22 protein-coding genes are annotated in these 20,804 nt (G+C 72.4%); 16 read left to right on the forward strand and 6 right to left on the reverse strand.

Annotated features, from left to right (window positions below; genetic code table 11):
- The 9 genes from HNQ01_RS08250 to dut all read left to right on the forward strand — a co-directional run.
- A partial coding sequence (locus HNQ01_RS08250; protein WP_173804901.1) for a tetratricopeptide repeat protein occupies positions 1-593 on the forward strand: 593 nt, incomplete at its 5' end.
- Positions 590-2,008 carry a threonine synthase gene (gene thrC / locus HNQ01_RS08255; RefSeq protein ID WP_173804902.1) on the forward strand — a complete coding sequence of 473 codons (1,419 nt, stop codon included), beginning with the start codon at positions 590-592 and terminating at the stop codon, positions 2,006-2,008. The genes HNQ01_RS08250 and thrC, both read left to right, overlap by 4 nt.
- Positions 2,009-2,028: 20 nt before the next feature.
- Positions 2,029-2,583: a molybdopterin-guanine dinucleotide biosynthesis protein B gene (gene mobB, locus HNQ01_RS08260; RefSeq protein ID WP_173804903.1), complete on the forward strand. Its 555-nt coding sequence runs from the start codon at positions 2,029-2,031 to the stop codon at positions 2,581-2,583.
- Positions 2,555-3,841: a molybdopterin molybdotransferase MoeA gene (locus HNQ01_RS08265; protein WP_173804904.1), complete on the forward strand. Its 1,287-nt coding sequence runs from the start codon at positions 2,555-2,557 to the stop codon at positions 3,839-3,841. Before mobB ends, HNQ01_RS08265 begins: the two co-directional genes overlap by 29 nt.
- Positions 3,842-3,872: 31 nt before the next feature.
- Positions 3,873-4,133, forward strand: a complete 261-nt coding sequence (locus HNQ01_RS08270) for a MoaD/ThiS family protein (RefSeq protein ID WP_173804905.1) — start codon at positions 3,873-3,875, stop codon at positions 4,131-4,133.
- Between the two features lie 4 nt (positions 4,134-4,137).
- Positions 4,138-4,662, forward strand: coding sequence for a molybdenum cofactor biosynthesis protein MoaE (locus HNQ01_RS08275; RefSeq protein ID WP_173804906.1), 525 nt, complete (start codon positions 4,138-4,140; stop codon positions 4,660-4,662).
- Entirely contained in the window at positions 4,659-5,054 is a 396-nt protein-coding gene (gene crcB / locus HNQ01_RS08280; RefSeq protein WP_353621663.1) for a fluoride efflux transporter CrcB, read from the forward strand. The genes HNQ01_RS08275 and crcB overlap by 4 nt, the downstream gene beginning before the upstream one ends.
- 151 nt (positions 5,055-5,205) lie before the next feature.
- Positions 5,206-6,186 carry an NADPH:quinone oxidoreductase family protein gene (locus tag HNQ01_RS08285; RefSeq protein WP_173805079.1) on the forward strand — a complete coding sequence of 327 codons (981 nt, stop codon included), beginning with the start codon at positions 5,206-5,208 and terminating at the stop codon, positions 6,184-6,186.
- Between the two features lie 20 nt (positions 6,187-6,206).
- The gene (gene dut / locus HNQ01_RS08290; RefSeq protein WP_173804907.1) at positions 6,207-6,707 is read left to right on the forward strand and encodes a dUTP diphosphatase; all 501 of its coding nucleotides are present in this window, start codon (positions 6,207-6,209) and stop codon (positions 6,705-6,707) included.
- A 50-nt stretch (positions 6,708-6,757) separates the two neighbouring features.
- Here the strand turns inward: dut and HNQ01_RS08295 are convergent, their stop codons facing one another.
- Positions 6,758-7,279, reverse strand: coding sequence for an FKBP-type peptidyl-prolyl cis-trans isomerase (locus HNQ01_RS08295; RefSeq protein WP_173804908.1), 522 nt, complete (start codon positions 7,277-7,279; stop codon positions 6,758-6,760).
- A gap of 66 nt (positions 7,280-7,345) precedes the next feature.
- Between HNQ01_RS08295 and HNQ01_RS08300 the strand changes: the two genes are divergently transcribed.
- Together HNQ01_RS08300 and HNQ01_RS08305 are read left to right on the forward strand one after the other, a co-directional pair.
- Positions 7,346-8,557, forward strand: coding sequence for a cupin domain-containing protein (locus HNQ01_RS08300; protein WP_286180599.1), 1,212 nt, complete (start codon positions 7,346-7,348; stop codon positions 8,555-8,557).
- Between the two features lie 305 nt (positions 8,558-8,862).
- Positions 8,863-9,084, forward strand: coding sequence for a hypothetical protein (locus tag HNQ01_RS08305; RefSeq protein ID WP_173804909.1), 222 nt, complete (start codon positions 8,863-8,865; stop codon positions 9,082-9,084).
- 213 nt (positions 9,085-9,297) lie between these two features.
- Here HNQ01_RS08305 and bamC read toward each other — a convergent pair whose 3' ends face one another.
- The 5 genes from bamC to HNQ01_RS08325 all read right to left on the reverse strand — a co-directional run bounded on the left by bamC (position 9,298) and on the right by HNQ01_RS08325 (position 13,486).
- A complete protein-coding gene (gene bamC, locus HNQ01_RS08310) occupies positions 9,298-10,467 on the reverse strand; it encodes an outer membrane protein assembly factor BamC (RefSeq protein WP_286180601.1) in 1,170 nt (389 codons plus the stop codon).
- Positions 10,468-10,496: 29 nt separating this feature from the next.
- Positions 10,497-11,378 carry a 4-hydroxy-tetrahydrodipicolinate synthase gene (gene dapA, locus HNQ01_RS08315; RefSeq protein ID WP_173804910.1) on the reverse strand — a complete coding sequence of 294 codons (882 nt, stop codon included), beginning with the start codon at positions 11,376-11,378 and terminating at the stop codon, positions 10,497-10,499.
- Between the two features lie 83 nt (positions 11,379-11,461).
- A complete protein-coding gene (locus tag HNQ01_RS08320; RefSeq protein ID WP_434801494.1) occupies positions 11,462-12,070 on the reverse strand; it encodes a class I SAM-dependent methyltransferase in 609 nt (202 codons plus the stop codon).
- Positions 12,071-12,111: 41 nt separating this feature from the next.
- Entirely contained in the window at positions 12,112-12,237 is a 126-nt protein-coding gene (locus tag HNQ01_RS22380) for a hypothetical protein (protein ID WP_286180604.1), read from the reverse strand.
- 1 nt (position 12,238) lies between these two features.
- Positions 12,239-13,486 carry an MFS transporter gene (locus HNQ01_RS08325; protein ID WP_434801491.1) on the reverse strand — a complete coding sequence of 416 codons (1,248 nt, stop codon included), beginning with the start codon at positions 13,484-13,486 and terminating at the stop codon, positions 12,239-12,241.
- A gap of 85 nt (positions 13,487-13,571) precedes the next feature.
- On the opposite strand from HNQ01_RS08325, the gene HNQ01_RS08330 reads away from it, so the two are divergent.
- The 5 genes from HNQ01_RS08330 to HNQ01_RS08350 all read left to right on the forward strand — a co-directional run bounded on the left by HNQ01_RS08330 (position 13,572) and on the right by HNQ01_RS08350 (position 20,791).
- Positions 13,572-15,587, forward strand: coding sequence for a DNA topoisomerase IV subunit B (locus tag HNQ01_RS08330; protein ID WP_173804911.1), 2,016 nt, complete (start codon positions 13,572-13,574; stop codon positions 15,585-15,587).
- A gap of 61 nt (positions 15,588-15,648) precedes the next feature.
- On the forward strand, positions 15,649-16,962 hold the full coding sequence (locus HNQ01_RS08335) for a mechanosensitive ion channel (RefSeq protein ID WP_173804912.1): 1,314 nt from the start codon (positions 15,649-15,651) through the stop codon (positions 16,960-16,962).
- 8 nt (positions 16,963-16,970) lie between these two features.
- On the forward strand, positions 16,971-18,719 hold the full coding sequence (locus tag HNQ01_RS08340; protein WP_173804913.1) for a GAF domain-containing sensor histidine kinase: 1,749 nt from the start codon (positions 16,971-16,973) through the stop codon (positions 18,717-18,719).
- Positions 18,716-19,378 (forward strand): response regulator, encoded by a 663-nt coding sequence (locus tag HNQ01_RS08345; RefSeq protein ID WP_173804914.1) that lies wholly within the window; start codon positions 18,716-18,718, stop codon positions 19,376-19,378. The genes HNQ01_RS08340 and HNQ01_RS08345 overlap by 4 nt, the downstream gene beginning before the upstream one ends.
- Before the next feature lie 309 nt (positions 19,379-19,687).
- The gene (locus HNQ01_RS08350) at positions 19,688-20,791 is read left to right on the forward strand and encodes a hypothetical protein (RefSeq protein WP_173804915.1); all 1,104 of its coding nucleotides are present in this window, start codon (positions 19,688-19,690) and stop codon (positions 20,789-20,791) included.
- Positions 20,792-20,804 lie beyond the last annotated feature (13 nt).

The raw sequence follows: 20,804 nt of genomic DNA on the forward strand, positions 1-20,804 counted from the left end.
TGGGCGACTGGACGGGAGCGGAGAGCGCGTACCGAGAAAGCCTGGGGATTCGCCGGGAGCTGGTGGAGAGGCTGGGCGGGACGCCGGAGGCGCTGCGCGACGTGTCGGTGTCCTTGAACAGAGTGGGCAAGGTGGCGCAGGCGCAGGGCGACTGGTCGGGCGCGGAAGTGGCGTACCGGGAAAGTCTGGAGATCAGCCGGCAACTGGTGGAGAGGCTGGGCGGGACGCCGGAGGCGCTGCGGGACGTGTCGATCTCGCTGGACAACGTGGGCCAGGTGGCGCAGGCGCAGGGCGACTGGACGGGAGCGGAGAGCGCGTACCGAGAAAGCCTGGGGATTCGCCGGGAGCTGGTGGAGAGGCTGGGCGGGACGCCGGAGGCGCTCGATGATCTTGCGATCTCTCTAGTGCGCTTGGCGACGGTGCGAGAGCCTGCCGATGCGGCAGGGCTGTCAGAAGCGGCGACAATCTATGCTTCGCTGGCCCGGCAGTGTCCCCAGGTCGCGGCCTATGCCGATCGGCTCGCGCTGATCCAGGACCTGCTCGATACCCGCAAGAACGCTTTTCCCGACCCCTGTCCCGACGACTCCAAGTGAAATACATCAGCACCCGAGGCGACCAGACCCCCCGCCGTTTCTGCGAGATCCTGCTGGAGGGCCTGGCGCCCGATGGCGGGCTGTACCTGCCGGTCAGCTACCCGAAGATCGATGCGGCGAAGCTGGCGCGCTGGCGCGGCCTGTCGTATGCCGAACTGGCCTTCGAGATCCTGTCGCTCTACATCGACGACATCCCGCCGCTGGACCTGAAGGCGCTGGTCGACAGGACCTACACGGCCGAGGTCTTCGGCACCGCCGCGATCACGCCGCTCACCGCGCTGGAGCCGGGCCTGTGCCTGGAGGGCCTGTCCAACGGCCCGACGCTCGCCTTCAAGGACATGGCGATGCAGCTGCTGGGCAACCTGTTCGAGTACGAGCTGGGTCGCCGCGGCGAGCAGCTCAACATCCTGGGCGCCACCAGCGGCGACACCGGCAGCGCGGCCGAGTACGCGATGCGTGGCAAGAAGGGCGTGCGCGTCTTCATGCTGAGCCCGCACGGCCGCATGAGCCCGTTCCAGCAGGCGCAGATGTTCAGCCTGCAGGACGAGAACATCCACAACCTGGCGGTCGAGGGCGTGTTCGACGACGCGCAGGACATCGTCAAGGCGGTCTCCAACGACCTCGAGTTCAAGCGCGCCTACCGCATCGGCACCGTCAACTCGATCAACTGGGCGCGCCTGCTGGCCCAGGTCGTCTACTACTTCGCCGGCTACTTCCAGGCGACGAAGAGCAACGACGAGGTGGTGAGCTTCACCGTGCCGTCGGGCAACTTCGGCAACGTCTGCGCCGGCCACGTCGCGCGGCAGATGGGCCTGCCGGTCAAGCACCTGGTCGTCGCCACCAACGAGAACAACGTGCTGGAGGAGTTCTTCCGCACCGGCACCTACCGCGTGCGCGCGAGCAGCGAGACCTACGAGACCTCGAGCCCCTCGATGGACATCTCGAAGGCCTCGAACTTCGAGCGCTTCATCTGCGATCTGGTCGGCCGCGACGGCGCACGCACCAAGGCGCTGTTCCATGACGCGATCGCCGGCGAGGGCGCCTTCACGCTGACCGCCGAGGAGTTCGCCCGCGTGGCCGGCTACGGCTTCCAGGCCGGCCGCTCGACCCACGCCGACCGCCTGGCGACGATCCGCGCCACGTATCAAGGCCAGGGCGTGCTGATCGACACCCACACCGCCGACGGCGTGAAGGTCGCGCGCGAACTGCGCGAGGAAGGCGTGCCGATGATCGTGCTGGAGACCGCGCTGCCGGCCAAGTTCGAGGGCACGATCGCCGAGGCGCTGGGCTCGGAGGTCAAGGCGCCGCGTCCGGCCGCGCTGGCCGATCTGGAATCGCGCCCGAAGCGCTTCCAGGTGGTGCCGGCCGACACGCAGGTCGTCAAGCAGTACGTCCGCGACCACGTGCCGCTCTGAGCGGCAAGGCCCGGCCCGCGATGCAGGTCATCGGACTGTGCGGGAGCTCGAACTCCGGCAAGACCACGCTGGCCGAGAAGCTCATCCGTGCGCTGAAGGCGCGCGGCTGCCGCGTCTCGGTCGTCAAGCATGCGCACAAGCGCTTCGACATCGATCGTCCCGGCAAGGACAGCTTCCGCCACCGCGAGGCCGGCGCCTTCGAGGTGCTGGTCGCCAACGGCCACCGGCTGGCGCTGATGCGCGAGTTCGAGACCGAGGCCGAGCTCTCGGTGCACCAGATGCTGGCCGAGCTGAGCGACCTCTCGGCGCTGGGCCTGGAGCACTGGGTGCTGGTCGAGGGCTTCAAGCACGCCGATCTGCCCAAGATCGAGGTCTGGCGCGCCGCGCATGGCGCGCGGCCGCTGTATCCGGACGATCCGTTCGTCGTCGCGCTGGCGGTGCCTGCCGCCGACGCGCTGCCCCATGCCTGCGGCCTGCCGCGCTTCGACCTCGACGAGGCCGAGGCCGGGGCGCTGGCCGATTTCCTCCGCAGCGATCCTTCCCGCTATGAGTACCACGCTCCCGATTCCGACTGAGGCGCCGCGCCGCGCCGCGCTGCGCAGCCTCGACGAGGCGCTCTCGGCCCTGCTGGCGGACCTGGCGCCGGTCTGCGCCGCCGAGCCCGAGGTCCTGCCGACCGCCGAGGCGCTCGGCCGCGTGCTGGCTGCCGATGTCGTCTCGCTGCTGGACGTGCCGCCGGCCGACAACACCTCGATGGACGGCTACGCGATGCGCGCGGCCGACGTGCCGGCCGAGGGCACGGTGCTGCCGGTGTCGCAGCGCATCCCGGCCGGTCACGTCGGCGAGGCGCTGCAGCCCGGCACGCTGGCGCGCATCTTCACCGGCGCGCAGGTGCCGGCCGGCGCCGATGCGGTGGTGATGCAGGAGGTCTGCGAGGCGTTGCCCGACGGCTCGGTGCGCGTGAACCAGGTGCCGACGCCGGGCCAGTGGGTGCGCCGCCGTGCCGAGGATGTCGCGCGCGGCGCGGTGGTGCTGGCCGCCGGCACCCGGCTGACGCCGGCGGCGCTGGGCCTGGCCGCCTCGGTGGGCGCCGCCACGCTGACGGTCGCGCGCCGGCCCCGCGTGGCGGTCTTCTCGACCGGCGACGAGCTGGTGATGCCGGGCGAGGTCGCGCCCGAGGCGATGCGCCCGGGCGCGATCTACAACTCCAACCGCTACACGCTGCGCGGCCTGCTGCAGGCGCTGGGCTGCGAGGTCGACGATCTGGGCATCGTGCCCGACCGCCGCGAGGCCACCCGCGCGGCGCTGCGCGAGGCCGCGGCCGACCATGACCTGATCGTCACCTCCGGCGGCGTCTCCGCCGGCGAGGAGGATCACCTCAAGCCCGCGGTCGAGGCCGAGGGCCGCCTGTCGCTGTGGCAGGTGGCGATGAAGCCGGGCAAGCCGCTGGCCTTCGGCGCGGTGCGCCGCCCGGATGGCGCCGGCGAGGCCGCCTTCATCGGCCTGCCGGGCAATCCGGTGTCGGTCTTCGTGACCTTCCTGCTGACGGTGCGCCCGCTGCTGCTGGCGATGCAGGGCGTGCCTGCCGAGCAGGCCGCGCGGCTGCCGGCGCTGCCGCTGCCCGCCGGCTTCGACTGGCCGAAGCCCGATCGCCGGCGCGAGTTCGTGCGCGCCCGCGTGGGCGACGACGGCCGCGTGCTGCTGTTCCCGAACCAGAGCTCGGGCGTGCTGACCTCGGCGGTCTGGGCCGAGGGCCTGGTCGACATCGCCGCCGGCCAGGCGATCTCGGCGGGCGAGGCGGTGCGCTTCATCCCGCTGGCCGCGCTCGGCTGAGCCGGACCGACCGATCCCGGAGACAAGAACGATGACGATCCAGATCCGCTATTTCGCCTCGCTGCGCGAGGCCCTGGGCGCCGGCGAGGCGCTGGCGCTCGAGCCGGGCGCGCCGGCGCTGACGGTCGGCGCGCTGCGCGACCAGCTGATCGCGCGCGGCGGCGCGCATGCCGAGATGCTGGCCCGCGGCCGCGCCCTGCGCGCCGCGCTGAACCAGACCATGTGCGCCGAGACCGCCGAGATCGCCGACGGCGCCGAGGTGGCCTTCTTCCCGCCGGTCACCGGAGGCTGAGGCCATGAGCCCGACGACGCCCGCGCGCCCGCGCGTCTCCATCCAGACCGAGGACTTCGACCTCTCCGCCGAGGTCGCCGCGCTGCGGGCCGGCGACGGCGCGGTGGGTGCGGTCACCACCTTCATCGGCACGGTGCGCGACCGCCACGCCGGCCAGCCCGACCCGGACAGCGCCTCGATCAGCGCGATGGAGCTCGAGCACTATCCCGGCATGACCGAGCGCGCCATCGAGGCGATGATCGACGAGGCGCTGCGCCGCTTCGACATCCGCGCCGCGAGGGTGGTGCATCGCGTCGGCCCGCTGGCCATCGGCGACCAGATCGTGCTGGTGGCCGTCAGCTCGATGCACCGCGGCGAATCCTTCCAGGCCTGCGAGTTCCTGATGGACTGGCTCAAGTCCGAGGCGCCGTTCTGGAAGAAGGAGACGACGCCCGAGGGCGCGCGCTGGGTCGACGCGCGGGTCAGCGACGAGCGGGCGCTGGCGCGCTGGGGCATCGCCAGCACGAACGCCTCGGTGCCCGCGCCGTGAGCCTGGCCGCGGTCGCGCTCCAGGCCGGCGCGGTCGCGCTCGGCGCCGCGCTGGGCGCGATCCTGCGCTGGCAGGCCTCGCTGCGGCTCGGCTTCGTCGTCGCCGGCTTTCCGCTGGGCACGCTCCTGGTCAATGTGGTCGGTGGCTTCCTGATCGGCCTGGCCCTGGTCTGGTTTCACCTTCATCCAGAAGCTACTAACAGCCGGCTGTTGATCGTCACCGGCTTCCTGGGCGGCCTGACCACCTTCTCGTCCTTCTCGGGCGAGTCCCTGCTGCTGCTGCAGGCGGGGCAGGTGCCGCTGGCGCTTGCGCACAGCGCGGCGCACCTGCTGGGCGCGCTGGCGGCGGTGGCGCTGGGCTGGCGGCTCGGGCAGGCGCTCTTCGGCGGTTGATCCGGCGGCCGCACGCCCGCGGCGGCCCCGGCGTCCGGCTCCGCGCTTTCCCTGCCTTGTCGCTCGGGTGTCAGCGCCGCCGGCCCGTCTGCGCACAGACTGCGCTCCCGTCGTCCCACGCTGCCCGGAGCCCTCGCCGATGTCCGCCACCATGCGCGCCCTGATCTGCCACGCCTTCGGCCCGATCGCCGACCTGACGCTCGAGACGGTGCCGCTGCCCGAGCCCGGACCGGGCCAGGTGCGGATCGCGGTCGAGGCCGCCTCGCTGAACTTTCCCGACGCGCTGATCGTCCAGGGCCTCTACCAGGTGCGCCCGCCGCTGCCGTTCTCGCCCGGCGCCGAGCTGGCCGGCACGATCACCGCGGTGGGCGAGGGCGTGAGCGCCTGGCAGCCCGGCCAGCGGGTGATGAGCTTCTGCGGCCACGGCGGCTTCGCCGAGCAGGCGATCGTGCCGGCCGCGCAGCTGCTGCCGCTGCCCGAGGGCATGGACATGGACACGGGCGCGGCGCTGCTGCTGACCTACGGCACCGCGCTGCACGCGCTGCAGGATGTCGGCCGGCTGCAGCGCGGCGAGACGCTGCTGGTGCTGGGCGCGGCCGGCGGCGTCGGCCTGGCGGCGATCGAGATCGCGCGCGACCTCGGCGCGCGGGTGATCGCCGCCGCGTCCAGCGCCGAGCGCCTGGCGCTGTGCCGCCAGCATGGAGCGCACGAGCTCATCGACTATCACCGCGAGGATCTGCGCCGCCAGGTCGATGTGCTGACCGGCGGGCAGGGCGTGCAGATGGTGCTCGACCCGGTGGGCGGGGCGCTCGCCGAGGCGGCGCTGCGGGCCACGGCCTGGCGCGGCCGCTATCTGGTGGTCGGCTTTGCCGCCGGCGAGATCCCGAAGGTGGCGCTGAACCTGCTGCTGCTGAAGGAGCGCCAGATGCTGGGCGTGTTCTGGGGCGACGCGGTGCGGCGCGATCCGGCGCGGCATGCGCACAACATGCGCCAGCTGGCCGAGGCCTTCGCGCAGGGGCGCATCCGGCCCTGCGTCAGCGAGCGTCTGCCGCTGGAGGGCGCCCGCGACGCGATCGCGCGCATGGCCGCGCGCCAGGTGCTCGGCAAGGTGGTGGTCCGGCCGCAGGAATGAGCCCGGCGATAATCCGCCGGATGAATGCTTTCTCCGCCCCCACCTTCGCCCCCGAGATCGAGGTCCGCATCCTCGACGAGCGCCTGCACGCCTGGGGCCTGCCGCGCTATCAGACCGACCTGGCCGCCGGCATCGACCTGATCGCCTGCCTGGACGCGCCGCTGCGCATCGAGCCGCAGGCCGCCGCGCAGCTGGTGCCGACCGGCCTGGCGATGCACATGGACTCCGACGCCTTCTTCGCGATGATCGTGGCGCGCTCGGGCCTGGGCCACAAGAAGGGCCTGGTGCTGGGCAACGGCACCGGCATCATCGACGCCGACTACATGGCCCAGATCTACGTCAGCGTCTGGAACCGCAACCCGGCGGGCGAGGCCATCGTCATCGAGCCGGGCGACCGCATCGCGCAGCTGCTGTTCGTGCCGGTGGTGCGCCCGCGCCTGAAGGTGGTGGCCGAGTTCAGCGGCGACAGCGCCCGCGGCCTGGGCGGCTTCGGCTCGACCGGCGTGGCCGCGAAGGGCTGAGGTTCCGGGCCCCGGGCCCCGGGCCTTGTATCTTCAAGCCTCGGACCGGCTCAGTGCAGCGTCGTGCCCGGGGGCGCGAGGTCGACCAGGCTGGCCTCGCCGTCGCCGATGCCGCCGTTCTCGATCTCCTCGTCGGTGGCCTCGCGCACCGCGTGCACCTTCATCTGCAGCACCAGCGCGATGCCGGCCAGCGGATGGTTGCCGTCGAGCACCACATGCGTGTCGTAGACCTCGGTGACCGAATAGATCACGTCGGCGGGCATGTCCGGCGTGGTGCTGCCCGGCGGCGGCCCCTCGAAGCGCATGCCGACCTCGACCTGCTCCGGGAAGATCGAGCGCTCCTCGAAGAACACCAGCTGCGCGTCATAGTCGCCGAAGGCGTGCTCGGGCTCGAGGTGCAGCGTGGTCTCGTGACCCTCGCCGTGGCCGGCCAGGGCCTCCTCGACCTTCGGGAACAGGTCGTCGCCGCCGACGAGGAATTCGAGCGGCTCCGTCAGCTCGTCGATGAGCTGGCCATGGGCGTCTTCGAGTCGCCAGCTCAGGCTGACGACGCAGGGGGCTTGGATCTGCATGGGCGCAATCATCGCATGCCGATCCGCTCAAGGTGTGCCTCGTTCACGCCCCGGCACAATGTGCGGATGAACACGAACAAGACTTCCGTCACCCGCCACCCCGATCCCGCGGTCGCGCCGATCGACCAGCCCGTCGCGCTGCTCGGCGGCCTGAGCGCGGCCGACTTCATGCGCAGTCACTGGCAGCGCCAGCCGTTGCTGGTGCGCCAGGCGCTGCCGGGCGTGCAGCCGCCGATCAGCCGCGCCGACCTGTTCCGCCTGGCCGAGAGCGACGAGGTCGAGTCGCGCCTGGTGGTGCGCCACGGCCAGGGCGACGACGCCGACTGGAAGCTGGTGCGCGGCCCGCTGGGCCGGCGCAGCCTGCCGCCGCTGAAGCAGCGCGACTGGACGGTGCTGGTGCAGGGGCTGGACCTGCATGTGCCGGCGGCGCAGGAGCTGCTGACGCGCTTCCGCTTCGTGCCGCAGGCGCGCCTGGACGACCTGATGATCTCCTGGGCGGCCGAGGGCGGCGGCGTCGGCCCGCACTTCGACTCCTACGACGTCTTCCTGATCCAGGTGGCCGGACGGCGGCGCTGGCGCATCGGCCGCATGCCGGACGCGACGCTGCGCGAGGGCCTGCCGGTCAAGATCATCGAGAACTTCGCGCCCGAGCAGGAATGGGTGCTCGAGCCCGGCGACATGCTCTACCTGCCGCCGGGCTGGGCGCATGACGGCGACGCGGTCGGCGGCGAGTGCATGACCTGCTCGGTGGGCTTCCGCTCGCCGCACCGCAGCGAGCTGGCCCGCGAGACACTGCTGCGGGTGGCCGACGCGGTCGAGGACGAGTCGGATGCCGGCACCCGCCCGGTCGTCTACCTGGATCCGCAGCAGCCCGCCACCACCACGCCGGGGCGCATCCCGACGGACCTGCTGCAGTTCACCGAGACGGCGCTGCGCCGGGTGCTCGACGAGCCGGGCGCACTGGCCCGCGCGCTGGGCGAATACCTGAGCGAGCCGAAGGCGAACGTCAGCTTCGAGATCGCGCAGGATCCGCTGCCCGAAGACGGCGGCGTGCGGCTCGACGCGCGCAGCATCATGCTCTACGACGACGCGCACGTCTTCATGAACGGCGACTCCTGGCACGCGGCCGACGAGGATGCCGAGGTGCTGCGCCGGCTGGCCGACGCGCGCCAGCTCGATGCCGCGACGGTTGCCGCCGCCAGCCCGGAGCTGCGCGCGCTGCTCGAGCAGTGGTGCGACGACGGCTGGATCCATCCGCTGCCGGGCACAGTCGCGTAATTGAAACACCTGTGGTGCACGGCTCGCCGAAGGTGCGCCCGGGTGACGATAATGGTGCTCTGCTGCAACACCGGGTTGTCCCGGTCTGGTGCATCCGATCCGGAAGTGCGTTGGCGATCCCGACGTTGCCTTTCGTGGTCTGCAGGAAGAGTGGTTTCTTGATGTACAATGGAAGGCTGCGGTGCAGAAATGCTCGAGCTTTCTGTTTCCGTGATGGCACTTGAAGACCGCGGCAATGCTGGCCGCATGTCGGAGAGGCCTCGATTACCGGTAATTGTCCGACTCTCTTTGACTGAGGTATAAGCATGAACAAGTCGCTCCTGATGGCCGCCCTGATCGCTGCCGCTGCCCTGGCCGCTTGCGGCAAGAAGGAAGAAGCCCCGGCCGCCGCTCCGGCTGCCCCGGCTGCTGAAGCCGTTGCCTCCGCTGCCGCTCCGGCCGCTGAAGCCGCTTCGGCCGTCGTTGAAGCCGCTTCGGCTGCTGTCGAAGCCGCTTCGGCCGCTGTTGACGCCGCTGCTTCGAAGTAATTCGACGCACGCGCTTCGAGCGCGATGAAAAAGCCGCCGCAAGGCGGCTTTTTTTCGTCCCTGCGGGTTTCAGTTCCGGTTCTCGGGGCGACGCTTGAATATCCGCGAGCCTGAAAGCTGAAGGTTTCCTGAAAATGAAGACGCCCCGCGGGAGCAAACGCTCCGGCGGGGCGCCGGCGTGCCGCGCAGGCGGCACGGACAGGGGCGGCAATCTCAGCGCAGTTCGCTGACCAGCAGATTGACGATGTTCGCCGCGCCCTCGTCGCGTGCGGCCGCGCCCTTGTCGTCGAGCACCGACACCACGGTGCGCTCGCCGCTGACGCTCAGGCGCAGGCGGTAGCGGGTGCCGCTGAGGTCTTCCTTGCGCGCACCGAACATGCGCGAGAAGAAGCCGGGCTCCTCCTTGCCGGCCAGCTTCGGATCCACGTAGCGGATCGCGAAGGTCGCGGCGCCGCGGTCGCGCTCCTCGACCGTGAAGCTGCTGCGGTCCAGCGCCAGGCCGACGCGGCGCCAGCTGCGCTCCAGGCTGTCGTCGACCTGCAGCGCAGCGCCCGGCTGGCCCTCGAGCGCGCGCGCGCGCGGCTGCTGCGACGGGGTGGCCTCGACCGACTTCACCGCGCCGTCGATCGCCTTCGGCGAGGGCTTGCCGATCTCGTCGGGCGCGTCCAGGCGCAGCATCAGGCGCGCCAGCATCTCGGCCTCCAGGCCCGGATCGCTCGGCCGGTTCACCCAGCTGAAGGTCTCGCCACGCTCCTTGCTGCCGCTGGAGACTTCCTGCAGGCCGCGGTGGCTGATGTAGACCTCGGTGACATCGCCGTTGCGCTCGACGCGGGTGCGGTAGCGGTCGCGCTCGCTGCTGTCGCGCAGGCGGTCGAGCACCTTGCCGACGGTGCGGCTGACCAGGTCGTCGGGCAGCTTGGCACGGTTCTCGGCCCAGTCGGTCTCCATGACGCCGACCTGGGGCTGGTCGGTCGCCAGCGAGAAGCCGCTGTCCTGCCAGAACTGGCGCAGCACCGGCCAGAGCTGCTCGGGCGTCTGGCGGGTCACCAGCCAGCGCTGCTGGCCGGCGCGCTCGATGCGCAGGTCGGCCTTCGCCGCCGGCGTCACCGCGGTGGCGGGGCTGGCCGTGACCGTGCCGGTCTCGGTGGTGGCCGCCTGCAGCGCGGTGGCGCTGACGCTGCCGCCGACCGGCGGCTGGTAGCGCGGATCACCCGACAGCTGCGTCAGGTCCGGCGGCACCTGCAGCGTCGGCGCCGGCGTGGCTGCGGCCGAGCGGTAGTCGATCTTGGTCGTCAGGGACTCGGAGGTGACGGTGCAGCCGGCCAGGGCCAGCGCCAGCAGCGCGGTGCCGCAGGCGACCGGGCGCAGGGACATCGGGGTCATCGTGTTCATCGGCAAGGGCACTCGGACGATCAGAGCAGGCCGGCCTCGCGCATCGCGCCTTCCAGGCCCGGGACGAGGCCTTCGGACATCGGCACCATCGGCAGGCGCAGCGTGCCGCCGCACAGGCCCAGGCGCTGCATCGCCCACTTCACCGGCACCGGGTTCGGTTCGGCGAACATCAGCTTGTTCAGCGTGGCCAGGCGGAAGTGGATGTCTCGGGCGGTCTTCACGTCGCCCTCGACGGCGGCGTGGCACATCTGCGCCATCAGGCGGGGGGCGACGTTGGCGGTGACGCTCACGTTGCCGCGGCCGCCCAGCAGCATCAGCGCGATGGCGGTGCCGTCGTCGCCCGAGTAGACGCCGAAGCCCTCAGGTGCGTGCTTGATCAGCCAGGCGGCGCGCTCGATGTTGCCGGTCGCCTCCTTGATGCCGAAGACGCCGGGCAGCTGCGCGGCGCGCAGCGAGGTCTCGGGCAGCATGTCTGCCACCGTGCGGCCGGGCACGTTGTACAGCATCATCGGGATGTCCACCGCCTCGGCGATGGCCCGGAAGTGCTGGTAGATGCCTTCCTGCGACGGCTTGTTGTAGTAGGGCACGACGCTGAGCGTGCAGTCGGCGCCGACGTCCTTGGCGAACTTCGCCAGCTCGATGGCCTCGCGGGTGGAGTTGCCACCGGCGCCGGCCATCACCGGCACGCGGCCGGCGGCCTGCTCGACGGCGACGCGGATGATCTCGCAGTGCTCGTCGACCGACACCGTCGGCGATTCGCCGGTCGTGCCGACGACGCCGATGCACGCCGTGCCTTCGGCGACGTGCCAGTCGATCAGCCGGCGCAGGCTGGGATAGTCGACGCTGCCGTCCTCGTGCATCGGGGTGACGAGGGCGACGATGCTGCCTGTGATCGGATTCATGTGCTGAGGTCCTTGTGATCCGTGAATTCTAAACTGGCGGGAAGGGGGAATCTCCGGGTGCGCGTCCGCCGGGGCGGTCGGCTTCAGCCCCTGGAAGGCAACGGATGGAGCGGTCCGTCGGCCGACGGACCGTTGTCCGGGGCCTCGGCCTCGCGTACCGCGGCGATGCGCTGCACCCGCCGCGGGGGATCCTGCAGCACGCCGTCCTCGTAGGCGACGACCGTCAGGCCGTGGCGTCGCGCCAGCTCGAGCAGCTCGCCCGGACGCAGCAGGAAGTCGGGCCGGCTCGGCCGGCCGAAGCGGGCGTGGCCCTGCGCGAAGGTCTCGTGCAGCAGCACGCCGCCGGGCGCCAGCAGCGCGACCGCCTCGTCCAGGCGCGGCCGCCAGAGGTAGTTCGTGATGACGACCGCATCGAAGCGCAGGCCCGCCAGCGGCCAGGGCGCGCCCTCGGGCGGCTCCAGATCGGCCTCGAGCGTGCCGATGCCGGGCAGGCCCGCGCCGGCCAGCGCGCCCAGCGCCGCGGCGTCGCGGTCGACCGCGGTGACCCGTGCGCCCTGCGCGGCCAGCCAGCGTGCGTGGCGGCCGGCGCCGCAGGCCAGGTCGAGCACCCGCGCGCCGTCGGCCAGGCCGGCGATCAGCGGCGCGTGGCGGGTGATCCAGGACGAGGGGGCGCCGCTGCCATGCGGCAGCACGGACAGCGCGGACTCAGGGGGCGAGGGCGGGGGCGAGGACTTCAGAAGCAGCTCCACAGGCGGTTGCCGAGCTCGACGATCAGCGAGGGGCGAAGATAGCTCATGAACACCAGCGCCAGCACGCCGGCGGCGAGCAGGCGCAGGGCCCAGCGCTGCGGCGCGCGCATGTCAGGCCGGCTGCGCGGCCGTGCGCGCGATCGGGCCCTCTCGCACCGGCAGGTTGGCCAGCGCGGCGAACACGCCCAGCGCGATCGCCAGCCACCAGACGATGTCGTAGCTGCCGGTGGCGTCGTAGAGCCGCCCGCCCAGCCACACGCCCAGGAAGGAGCCGACCTGGTGGCTCAGGAACACGAAGCCGCCCAGCATCGACAGGTACTGCACGCCGAAGATCTGCGCGATGACCGCGTTGGTCGGCGGCACCGTCGACAGCCACAGCACGCCCATCACCGCCGAAAACAGGTAGACGCTGGCGGGCGTCAGCGGCGCGGCCAGGAAGAGCGTGATGGTCACCGAGCGCAGCAGGTAGATGGTGGCCAGGATGTGGCGCTTGGCCAGGCGCTGGCCGAGCGCGCCTGCGCCGTAGGTGCCGAAGACGTTGAACAGGCCGATCAGCGCCAGCGCGGTGGTGGCGACCTGAGGGGCCAGGCCGTGGTCCTTCAGGTAGCTGGGCATGTGCACGCCGATGAAGACCACCTGGAAGCCGCAGACGAAGTAGCCGGCCATCAGCCACTGGAAGCTGCGGTAGCCGAAGGCCTCGCGCAGCGCCGCGCCGATGCTCTGCTGCGCGCGTGCCGGGCCGCTCGCGGCGACCGGCTCGCGCAGGCCGCGCGCCAGCGGCGCGATCACCAGCGCCGCGCCGCCCAGCATCATCAGCGCCTGCTGCCAGCCGAAGGAGGCGATCAGCCACTGCTCGACCGGCACCATCAGGAACTGGCCGAAGGAGCCGGCGGCCGCCGCCACGCCCATCGCCCAGGAGCGCCGCGCCGGGTCGATCTGGCGGCCGATGATGCCGTAGACCACCGCGTAGGTCGTGCCCGACTGCGCCACGCCGATCAGCAGTCCGGCGCTGGCGGTGAAGGCCGCGCCGGTGGGCGACAGCGCCATCAGCACCAGCCCGAGCGCGTAGAGCAGCGCGCCGCCGGCCAGCACCCGGAAGGCGCCGAAGCGGTCGGCCAGCATGCCCGCCACCGGCCCGGCCACGCCCCAGGCCAGGTTCTGCACCGCCATCGCGAACGCGAAGGTCTCGCGCGTCCAGCCGCGCTCCATCGTGATCGGCGCCAGCCACAGGCCGAAGCCGTGGCGGATGCCCATCGACAGCGTCACCACCAGCGCCCCGCACAGCAGGACCTGGTGCATCGGCAGCCGGGCAGGCGGGCCGGACGGGGCGGGCGGCGAGGCGGAGGCGGTGGTGCTCATGGCCGGACACTGTAGCGAAATTCACGAACCCCGGCCGTCGCCGCCACGACGGGCGCGGCGGTCGACCTGCCTACAATCGCCCGCCATGGCCACCAAGACCACGAATTCCGCGAACTCCGCCGCGTCCACCGCCCCGTCCGCCTATGGCGAGGCCTCGATCCGGGTGCTCAAGGGCCTGGAGCCCGTCAAGCAGCGCCCGGGCATGTACACCCGCACCGACAACCCGCTGCACATCGTGCAGGAGGTGCTCGACAACGCCGCCGACGAGGCGCTGGCCGGCCACGGCCGGCGCATCGGCGTGACGCTGCATGTCGACGGCTCGGTCTCGGTCGAGGACGACGGCCGCGGCATTCCCTTCGGCCTGCACCCCGAAGAGGGCGTGCCGGTGGTCGAGATCGTCTTCACCCGGCTGCATGCCGGCGGCAAGTTCGACAAGGGCTCCGGCGGCGCCTACAGCTTCTCCGGCGGCCTGCACGGCGTGGGCGTGTCGGTGACGAATGCGCTGGCGACCCGGCTGCAGGTGACGGTCTGGCGCGAGCGCCAGGTTGCCACGCTGGCCTTCTCCGGCGGCGACGTGATCGAGCCGCTGGTGGTGCGTCCGGCCGGCTCGCCCGCGTCGGGCGACCGCAGGCAGGGCACCACGGTGCGCGTCTGGCCCGACGCGAAGTACTTCGAGAGCCCGGAGCTGCCGCGCGGCGAGCTGATGCACCTGCTGCGCAGCAAGGCGGTGCTGATGCCCGGCGTCACCGTCACGCTGCACCACGAGAAGAGCGGCGAGACCCAGACCTGGTGCTATGCGGCCGGCCTGCGCGACTACCTGGCGCAGAACCTCGGCACCGAGCCGCTGATCCCGCTGTTCGAGGGCGCGCGCCACGCCGGCGCCGGCGAGAGCGACAGCTTCGCCGAGGGCGAGGGCGCGTCCTGGTGCGTGGCCTTCCTCGAGGAGGGCGCCAGCCTGCGCGAGAGCTACGTCAACCTGATCCCGACGGTGGCCGGCGGCACGCACGAGGCCGGCCTGAAGGACGGCCTGTTCCAGGCCGTCAAGGGCTTCATCGAGCTGCATGCGCTGTGCCCGAAGGGCGTCAAGCTGATGCCCGACGACGTGTTCGGGCGCGCCAGCTTCGTGCTGTCGGCCAAGGTGCTCGATCCGCAGTTCCAGGGCCAGACCAAGGAGCGCCTGAACAGCCGCGATGCGCTGAAACTGGTGTCGTCCTTCGTGCGCCCGGCGCTCGAGCTGTGGCTGAACCAGCATGTCGAGCAGGGCAGGAAGCTCGCCGAGCTGGTGATCCGCCAGGCACAGGCCCGCCAGCGCGCCGGCCAGAAGGTCGAGAAGCGCAAGGGCTCTGGCGTGGCGGTGCTGCCGGGCAAGCTCACCGACTGCGAGAGCCGCGACATCGCCGACAACGAGGTCTTCCTGGTCGAGGGCGACTCGGCCGGCGGCAGCGCCAAGATGGGCCGCGACAAGGAGACGCAGGCCATCCTGCCGCTGCGCGGCAAGGTGCTCAACGCCTGGGAGGTCGAGCGCGACCGGCTCTTCGCCAACAACGAGATCCACGACATCGCGGTGGCGGTGGGCGTCGATCCGCACGGGCCGGGCGACCAGCCCGACCTGTCGGGCCTGCGCTACGGCAAGATCTGCATCCTGTCGGATGCCGATGTCGACGGCTCGCACATCCAGGTGCTGCTGCTGACGCTGTTCTTCCGCCATTTCCCCAGGCTGATCGAGGCAGGACACGTCTTCGTCGCGCGCCCGCCGCTGTTCCGGGTGGATGCGCCGGCGCGCGGCAGGAAGCCCGCGGCCAAGCTCTACGCGCTCGACGAGGGCGAGCTGCAGGCCATTCTCGACAAGCTGCGCAAGGAAGGCGCGCGCGAGGGCGCCTGGTCGGTCAGCCGCTTCAAGGGCCTGGGCGAGATGAACGCCGAGCAGCTCTGGGAGACCACGCTCAATCCCGACACCCGCCGGCTGCTGCGCGTCGAGCTCGGGCCGGTCGACCTCGAGGACACCACCCGCTCCTTCGGCCGGCTGATGGGCAAGGGCGAGGCGGCGGCGCGGCGCGAGCTGATGGAGCTGCACGGCGACGCGGTCGAGGTCGACATCTGAGCGGACGTCCGAGCGGGCCGTCGGCCCGCCCTGCGGCCGCACCGGGGCAAGGGAGGACATCATGGAACAGGTGAACACGCTGCTGGGGCCGCTGCTCGCGGCGCTCGGGCCGCATGCGCCGCGGCTGGTCGGCGCGCTGGCGATGGCGCTGGCGGCCTGGATCGGCGGCCGGCTGGTGCGCGCGGCCATCCTCCGGCTGGGCCTGCGCGCCGGACTGGACACGCGGCTGCAGTCGCCGGGCCTGTCGGCGCTGCTCGCGCAGGCGGGCGCCGGCGTGGTGTGGCTGTTCGCGCTGCCGGGCCTGCTCGAGACGCTGCAGCTGCGCGGCCTGCTCGATCCGGTCAACGTGATGATGTCGCGCATCATGGGCTTCCTGCCCAGTCTGGCGGGCACCGCCGTCGTCTTCGGCGTCGGCTTCCTGGTCGCGCGCATCCTGCGCCAGATCGTCACCGGCATGCTGCGTGCGGCCGGCTCGGAGCGGCTGGCCGAGCGGCTGGGCCTGGGCGTCTCGCTGGGCGAGGGCGGCCTGGCCGGCGTGGCGGGATCGCTGGTGTTCGCCTTCGTGCTGCTGCCGGTGCTGGCGGCCGCGCTCGAGCCGCTCGGGCTCGACGCGGTGACCCGGCCGGTCAGCCATCTGCTCGACACGGTGATCGCGCTGATCCCGAAGGTCACCGCGTCGGCGGTCATCGTCGCGGTGGCGGCGCTGGTCGGCCGCGCGGTGGCCGGCATCGCCTCCGGCGTGCTCGCCGGCCTGGGCTTCGACCGGATCGGCCTGCATCTCGGCCTGGGCGAGCTGCGCCGCGCGGGCGCGCGCACGCCGTCCGAGCTGGCCGGCTCGGCGGTGATGTTCGCCATCGTGATGGTGGCGGTGATGCAGGCCTGCGAGGTGCTGGGCTTCGCGATCCTGACCCGGATGGTGGCCGGCGCCGGCACGGTGCTGGCCGGCGTCGCGGCCGCGGCGGTGGTGATGGCCGGCGGCCTGTGGGTGTCGGGCCGGGTCGCCGCGCTGGTGCGGGCCAGCGGCGCCTGCGGCGCGCCGGCGCTGGCCTCGCTGGTGCGCGGCGCGATCCTGTTCTTCGCCGCCGCGCTGGCGCTGCGCCAGGCGGGCCTGCCGGCCGACATCGTCGCGCTGGGCTTCGGTGCGGTGGTCGGCGCGCTCGCCATCGGCACGGGCGTGGCGCTCGGCCTGGGCGGGCGCGACATCGCCGCCCGCCTGCTCGGCGAGGCGCTCGAGGCGCTGCGCGAGCGGTCGCCGGCGTCGTCCGCGTCGTCGCTGCCGCCGGCCTCGTCGCCGGTCGCGTCGCCGGAGCCGCTGCCGGCGTCCTCCGGCGCCGCGGCGCCGGACACGACCGGCACGCCGGTCCGCGCCGGCTGAGCGCGGCCATGTCCCTGCTCGCCACGCTGCGCCGCCGCCATGTCGACGGCCTTGCGCTGCACTGGCAGTTCGCGGCCGCGACGTTCGCGCCGGCGCTGCTGGCCGCGGCGCTGATGCACTGGGCGCTGGCGCTGCCGTCGGCGCCGTGCCTGGCGGTGCTGGCCACCGGCGCGGTCTCGGCGCTGTCGGCGGCGCTGCTGGCGCGCCGGGTCGGTCGCGCGCTGCGCGAGTTCGCCGTCGCCGCCCAGCAGCTGCGCCGCAGCAGCCCGCTCGACGAGATCAACCTGCCGCTGCGCCCGATCAGCGCCGAGCTGCGCCATGCCGGCGCGACGCTGCGCCGCATGGTCGAGGTCTGGCGGCGGCGCCAGCGCGAGCTGCTGGCGCAGACCGAGGCGCTGGGCCGGCGCCTGAAGCTGCGCACGCACGAGCTCTCGACGCTGCAGGACCTGTCGATCGGCCTGGCCTCGAAGTCGGAGCTGCACGAGCTGATCGACGAGGCGCTGGGCGCGCTCGAGCAGACCATGGCCTACACCAGCGCCTCGGTCTGGGGGCGCACCGACCGCGACAGCGGCGCGCAGGTGGTGCTGATGGGCTACCGCCACGCCGCCGAGGCGCAGGACGCGGCCGGCGGCGAGGGCGCCGCGCCGGTGCCCCGCGAGGACCTGACCGGCATGCGGCTGTCGCGCGCCAACCTGCAGCGCTACGAGCAGATCGAGCGCGAGGGCCGGCCGATCGTCGAGAACCGGGTGCGCCAGAGCCTGCTGTCGTGGCTGTGGTCCTGGCTGGCGGACGACGCGCGCACCTCCGGCCTGTACCGCGGCACGCGCGCCTGGATGGCGCTGCCGCTGAAGTCGCGCGAGCAGGTCATGGGCGTGCTGCGCGTCGACCATGTCGAGCCGGACTACTTCGACGAGGAGCGCATGCGCCTGCTGGCGGCCGTCAGCAGCCAGACCGGCCTGGCGATGCGCCACGCGCAGCTGCTGGCGCGCGAGAAGGACCTGGCGGTGGTGGCCGAGCGCAACCGCATCGCGCGCGACCTGCACGACGCGGTCTCGCAGACGCTGTTCGCCGCCAACGTCATCGCCGGCACGCTGTCGCGGCTGGCCGAGCGGCTCGACCACCCGGACGCGCCGGCGCTGCGCGAGCAGGCCGAGGTGCTGGCGCGGCTCAACCAGGGCGCGCTGGCCGAGATGCGCATGCTGCTGTTCGAGCTGCGCCCGGACGCGCTGAAGTCGACCCCGCTGGCGGAGCTGCTGCAGCACGCGGCCGACGCGATGGCCAGCCGCGGCGGCATCGAGCTGACGCGGCGCATCGGCCGCGAGGACCGGCTCGACGATGCCGTGCGGGTGCAGATCTACCGCATCGTGCAGGAGGCGCTGTCCAACATCGTCCGCCACAGCGGCGCCTCGAACGCGCTGCTCGAGTGGCGGCCCGACCCGCAGGGCCGGGGCGGGCGGCTGCACATCGTCGACGACGGCCACGGCTTCGACATGGCGCAGGCCCGGCCCGGCCATTTCGGCCTGGGCAACATGGCCGAGCGCGCCGCCGCGATCGGTGCGGCCTGGGCGCTGCAGTCCGCGCCGGGAGAGGGCACCGAGATCGTGCTCGACCTGCCCGGCCCGTCGCGCCCGGCCTGGGCGTCCGGCGCCGCGGCCACCTCTTCCGTTTCTTCCTCCTTGCCCGCGTCGGCCGTATCGCCGGGCGAGAACGTGGCCTGTCCCGCATCCATCAACGACAACAGAGAGCTCGAACCATGAACGGCAATCCCGCCTCGCACGACCGCCAGCGGCTGCGCATTCTCGTCGTCGACGACCATCCGATGATCCGCAACGGCCTGGCCGCGATGATCCGCGGCGAGCCGGACTTCGATCTGGTCGGCGAGGCCTCGCATGGCGCCGACGCGGTGCGCATCGCGCCGGACCTGGCGCCCGACGTGGTGCTGATGGACCTGCTGATGCCGCAGATGGACGGCGTCGAGGCGATGACGCGGCTGCGCCCGCTGCTGCCCTCGACCCGCTTCGTCATCCTGACCAGCCTGACCGAGCCGGCCGAGGTGCAGCGCGCGCTGCAGGCCGGCGCCAGCGGCTACCTGACCAAGACCGCCTCGGCGCAGGAGCTGGTCAACGTGATCCGCGCCGCGCACGGCGGGCGCCGGGTGCTGTCGCCGGAGGCCACCGAGGCGCTGATCGCCGCGTCGCAGACCGGCCAGCCCGGTGCCGACCTGACGCAGCGCGAGCGCGAGCTGCTGACGCTGATGGCGCGCGGCCTGACCAACCAGGACATCGCCGAGCAGCTGCACATCGCGCTGCCGACCGTCAAGTTCCACATCACCAACATCCTGTCCAAGCTGGGCGTGGGCAACCGCACCGAGGCGGTGCTGCTGGCGCTCAAGCACCGGCTGGTGCCGCCGGCCTGAGCGGTGCGTGCGGCGGCGGGCTCAGCGGCGGAGCCATGCTTTGGACGGGTGCGCCGGCCGGGCCCCACGGCCACACTTCTTCCTGCGGGCTGCTTGTCCTCCCCCGCGGACGGCCCGCAGGGAACATAACTGGCAGGGAGGAGCTTTTTTCATAATTCAAGGAATCTGCCAGATTCCCCTCGATCCCGGGATCCCCGGGGGCGGTGCGGCGGGCGTGCCTCGATCGATACTCGGCGAAGTTCATCTTCGCTGATCGACATGGCCGCCCGCCTTCGCCTTTTCTCTCCCCTTCTTTCCTGTCTGCCTGCCGTGCTGCTGGCGCTGCTGCCGTGCGCACCCGGCAGGGCCGCCGCGGCCGAGCCCGCGCCGATGATCGCCGGCTGCGAGATGTTTCCGCCGCAGGCGGTGTTCAACCAGCGCATCGACGACGTGATGCGCTTCCCCGCCCATGCGCGCAGCGCCGAGTGGATCGGCATGATCGGCGCCGGCCGGGCGCTGCATCCGGACTGGGGCAGCGAGGCCGATCCGACGAAGACCGGCAAGTACTACGGCGTGCCGTGGAACGTCGTCGACGGCAGCGAGCGCACCACCCGCTGGCCGCTGGTCAACCACGCCATCGTCGATGCGCGCGACGGCAACGGCTCGGGCGCGCCCGACCAGAGCGACTGCGCCGTGCTCGAGCAGGGCCGCGCGACGATCCGGCGCGGCTGCGACGGCGTGATCCCGACGCGGCGGCGCTTTCCCTTCCCGCTCGACGGCCAGGTGCGCGCCGAGGGCGGGCAGTGCAGCGATCCGGCACGCTGCGGCGACCGCCATGTGCTGGTGCTCGAGAAGGGCGCCGGCGGCGCCTGCCGGCTCTGGGAGAGCTACTTCAGCTACCAGGACAGCGCCGGGCGCTGGAGCGCCTACTCGACCGCGGCCTGGGACCTGAAGTCGCTGGCGATGCGTCCGGACGGCTGGACCTCGGGCGACGCGGCCGGCCTGCCGATCCTGCCGCTGCTGCTGCGTGCCGAGGAGGTCGAGTCGGGCGTGATCCGCCACGCGCTGCGGGTGACCTTCCGCGACGCGGTGCTCGACCGCCGCCATGTCTGGCCGGCACGCCACTCCGCGGGCAACACCCGCGCCGAGGGCATCCCGTTCGGCGCGCTGCTGCGCCTGCGCGCCGACTTCGAGATCCCGTTCTGGTGGAACGAGCAGTCGCGCACCGTCGCGCGGGCGATGCAGAAGTACGGCCTGTACGTCGCCGACATCGGCACGGACTTCTTCGTGCAGGGCGATCCGGACGAGCGCTGGAGCCCGGTCACGCTGATGACGCTGCGCCGACTCCGGCTCAACCAGTTCGAGTTCGTCGACACCGGCGCCTTCACCCGCCATCCGCGCTTCGACCCGGATTCCTACGCGGCGAGCTGGTAGGCCGGGCCGCGCG

This window comes from Sphaerotilus uruguayifluvii, from assembly GCF_013294065.1.
GTDB classification, from domain to species: Bacteria; Pseudomonadota; Gammaproteobacteria; order Burkholderiales; family Burkholderiaceae_C; genus Sphaerotilus; species Sphaerotilus uruguayifluvii.

Excerpts from the sequence above, each read along its gene's own strand:
- HNQ01_RS08275 (WP_173804906.1), top strand. The coding sequence starts at position 4,138 with ATGAGCCCGACGACGCCCGCGCGCCCGCGCGTCTCCATCCAGACCGAG.
- HNQ01_RS08325 (WP_434801491.1), bottom strand. The coding sequence starts at position 13,486 with ATGAGCACCACCGCCTCCGCCTCGCCGCCCGCCCCGTCCGGCCCGCCT.
- HNQ01_RS08265 (WP_173804904.1), top strand. The coding sequence starts at position 2,555 with ATGAGTACCACGCTCCCGATTCCGACTGAGGCGCCGCGCCGCGCCGCG.
- HNQ01_RS08335 (WP_173804912.1), top strand. The coding sequence starts at position 15,649 with ATGGAACAGGTGAACACGCTGCTGGGGCCGCTGCTCGCGGCGCTCGGG.
- HNQ01_RS08305 (WP_173804909.1), top strand. The coding sequence starts at position 8,863 with ATGAACAAGTCGCTCCTGATGGCCGCCCTGATCGCTGCCGCTGCCCTG.
- mobB (WP_173804903.1), top strand. The coding sequence starts at position 2,029 with ATGCAGGTCATCGGACTGTGCGGGAGCTCGAACTCCGGCAAGACCACG.
- HNQ01_RS08270 (WP_173804905.1), top strand. The coding sequence starts at position 3,873 with ATGACGATCCAGATCCGCTATTTCGCCTCGCTGCGCGAGGCCCTGGGC.
- HNQ01_RS08330 (WP_173804911.1), top strand. The coding sequence starts at position 13,572 with ATGGCCACCAAGACCACGAATTCCGCGAACTCCGCCGCGTCCACCGCC.
- dapA (WP_173804910.1), bottom strand. The coding sequence starts at position 11,378 with ATGAATCCGATCACAGGCAGCATCGTCGCCCTCGTCACCCCGATGCAC.
- HNQ01_RS22380 (WP_286180604.1), bottom strand. The coding sequence starts at position 12,237 with ATGCGCGCGCCGCAGCGCTGGGCCCTGCGCCTGCTCGCCGCCGGCGTG.
- HNQ01_RS08300 (WP_286180599.1), top strand. The coding sequence starts at position 7,346 with ATGAACACGAACAAGACTTCCGTCACCCGCCACCCCGATCCCGCGGTC.
- HNQ01_RS08295 (WP_173804908.1), bottom strand. The coding sequence starts at position 7,279 with ATGCAGATCCAAGCCCCCTGCGTCGTCAGCCTGAGCTGGCGACTCGAA.
- dut (WP_173804907.1), top strand. The coding sequence starts at position 6,207 with ATGAATGCTTTCTCCGCCCCCACCTTCGCCCCCGAGATCGAGGTCCGC.
- HNQ01_RS08345 (WP_173804914.1), top strand. The coding sequence starts at position 18,716 with ATGAACGGCAATCCCGCCTCGCACGACCGCCAGCGGCTGCGCATTCTC.
- HNQ01_RS08285 (WP_173805079.1), top strand. The coding sequence starts at position 5,206 with ATGCGCGCCCTGATCTGCCACGCCTTCGGCCCGATCGCCGACCTGACG.
- bamC (WP_286180601.1), bottom strand. The coding sequence starts at position 10,467 with ATGACCCCGATGTCCCTGCGCCCGGTCGCCTGCGGCACCGCGCTGCTG.
- HNQ01_RS08340 (WP_173804913.1), top strand. The coding sequence starts at position 16,971 with ATGTCCCTGCTCGCCACGCTGCGCCGCCGCCATGTCGACGGCCTTGCG.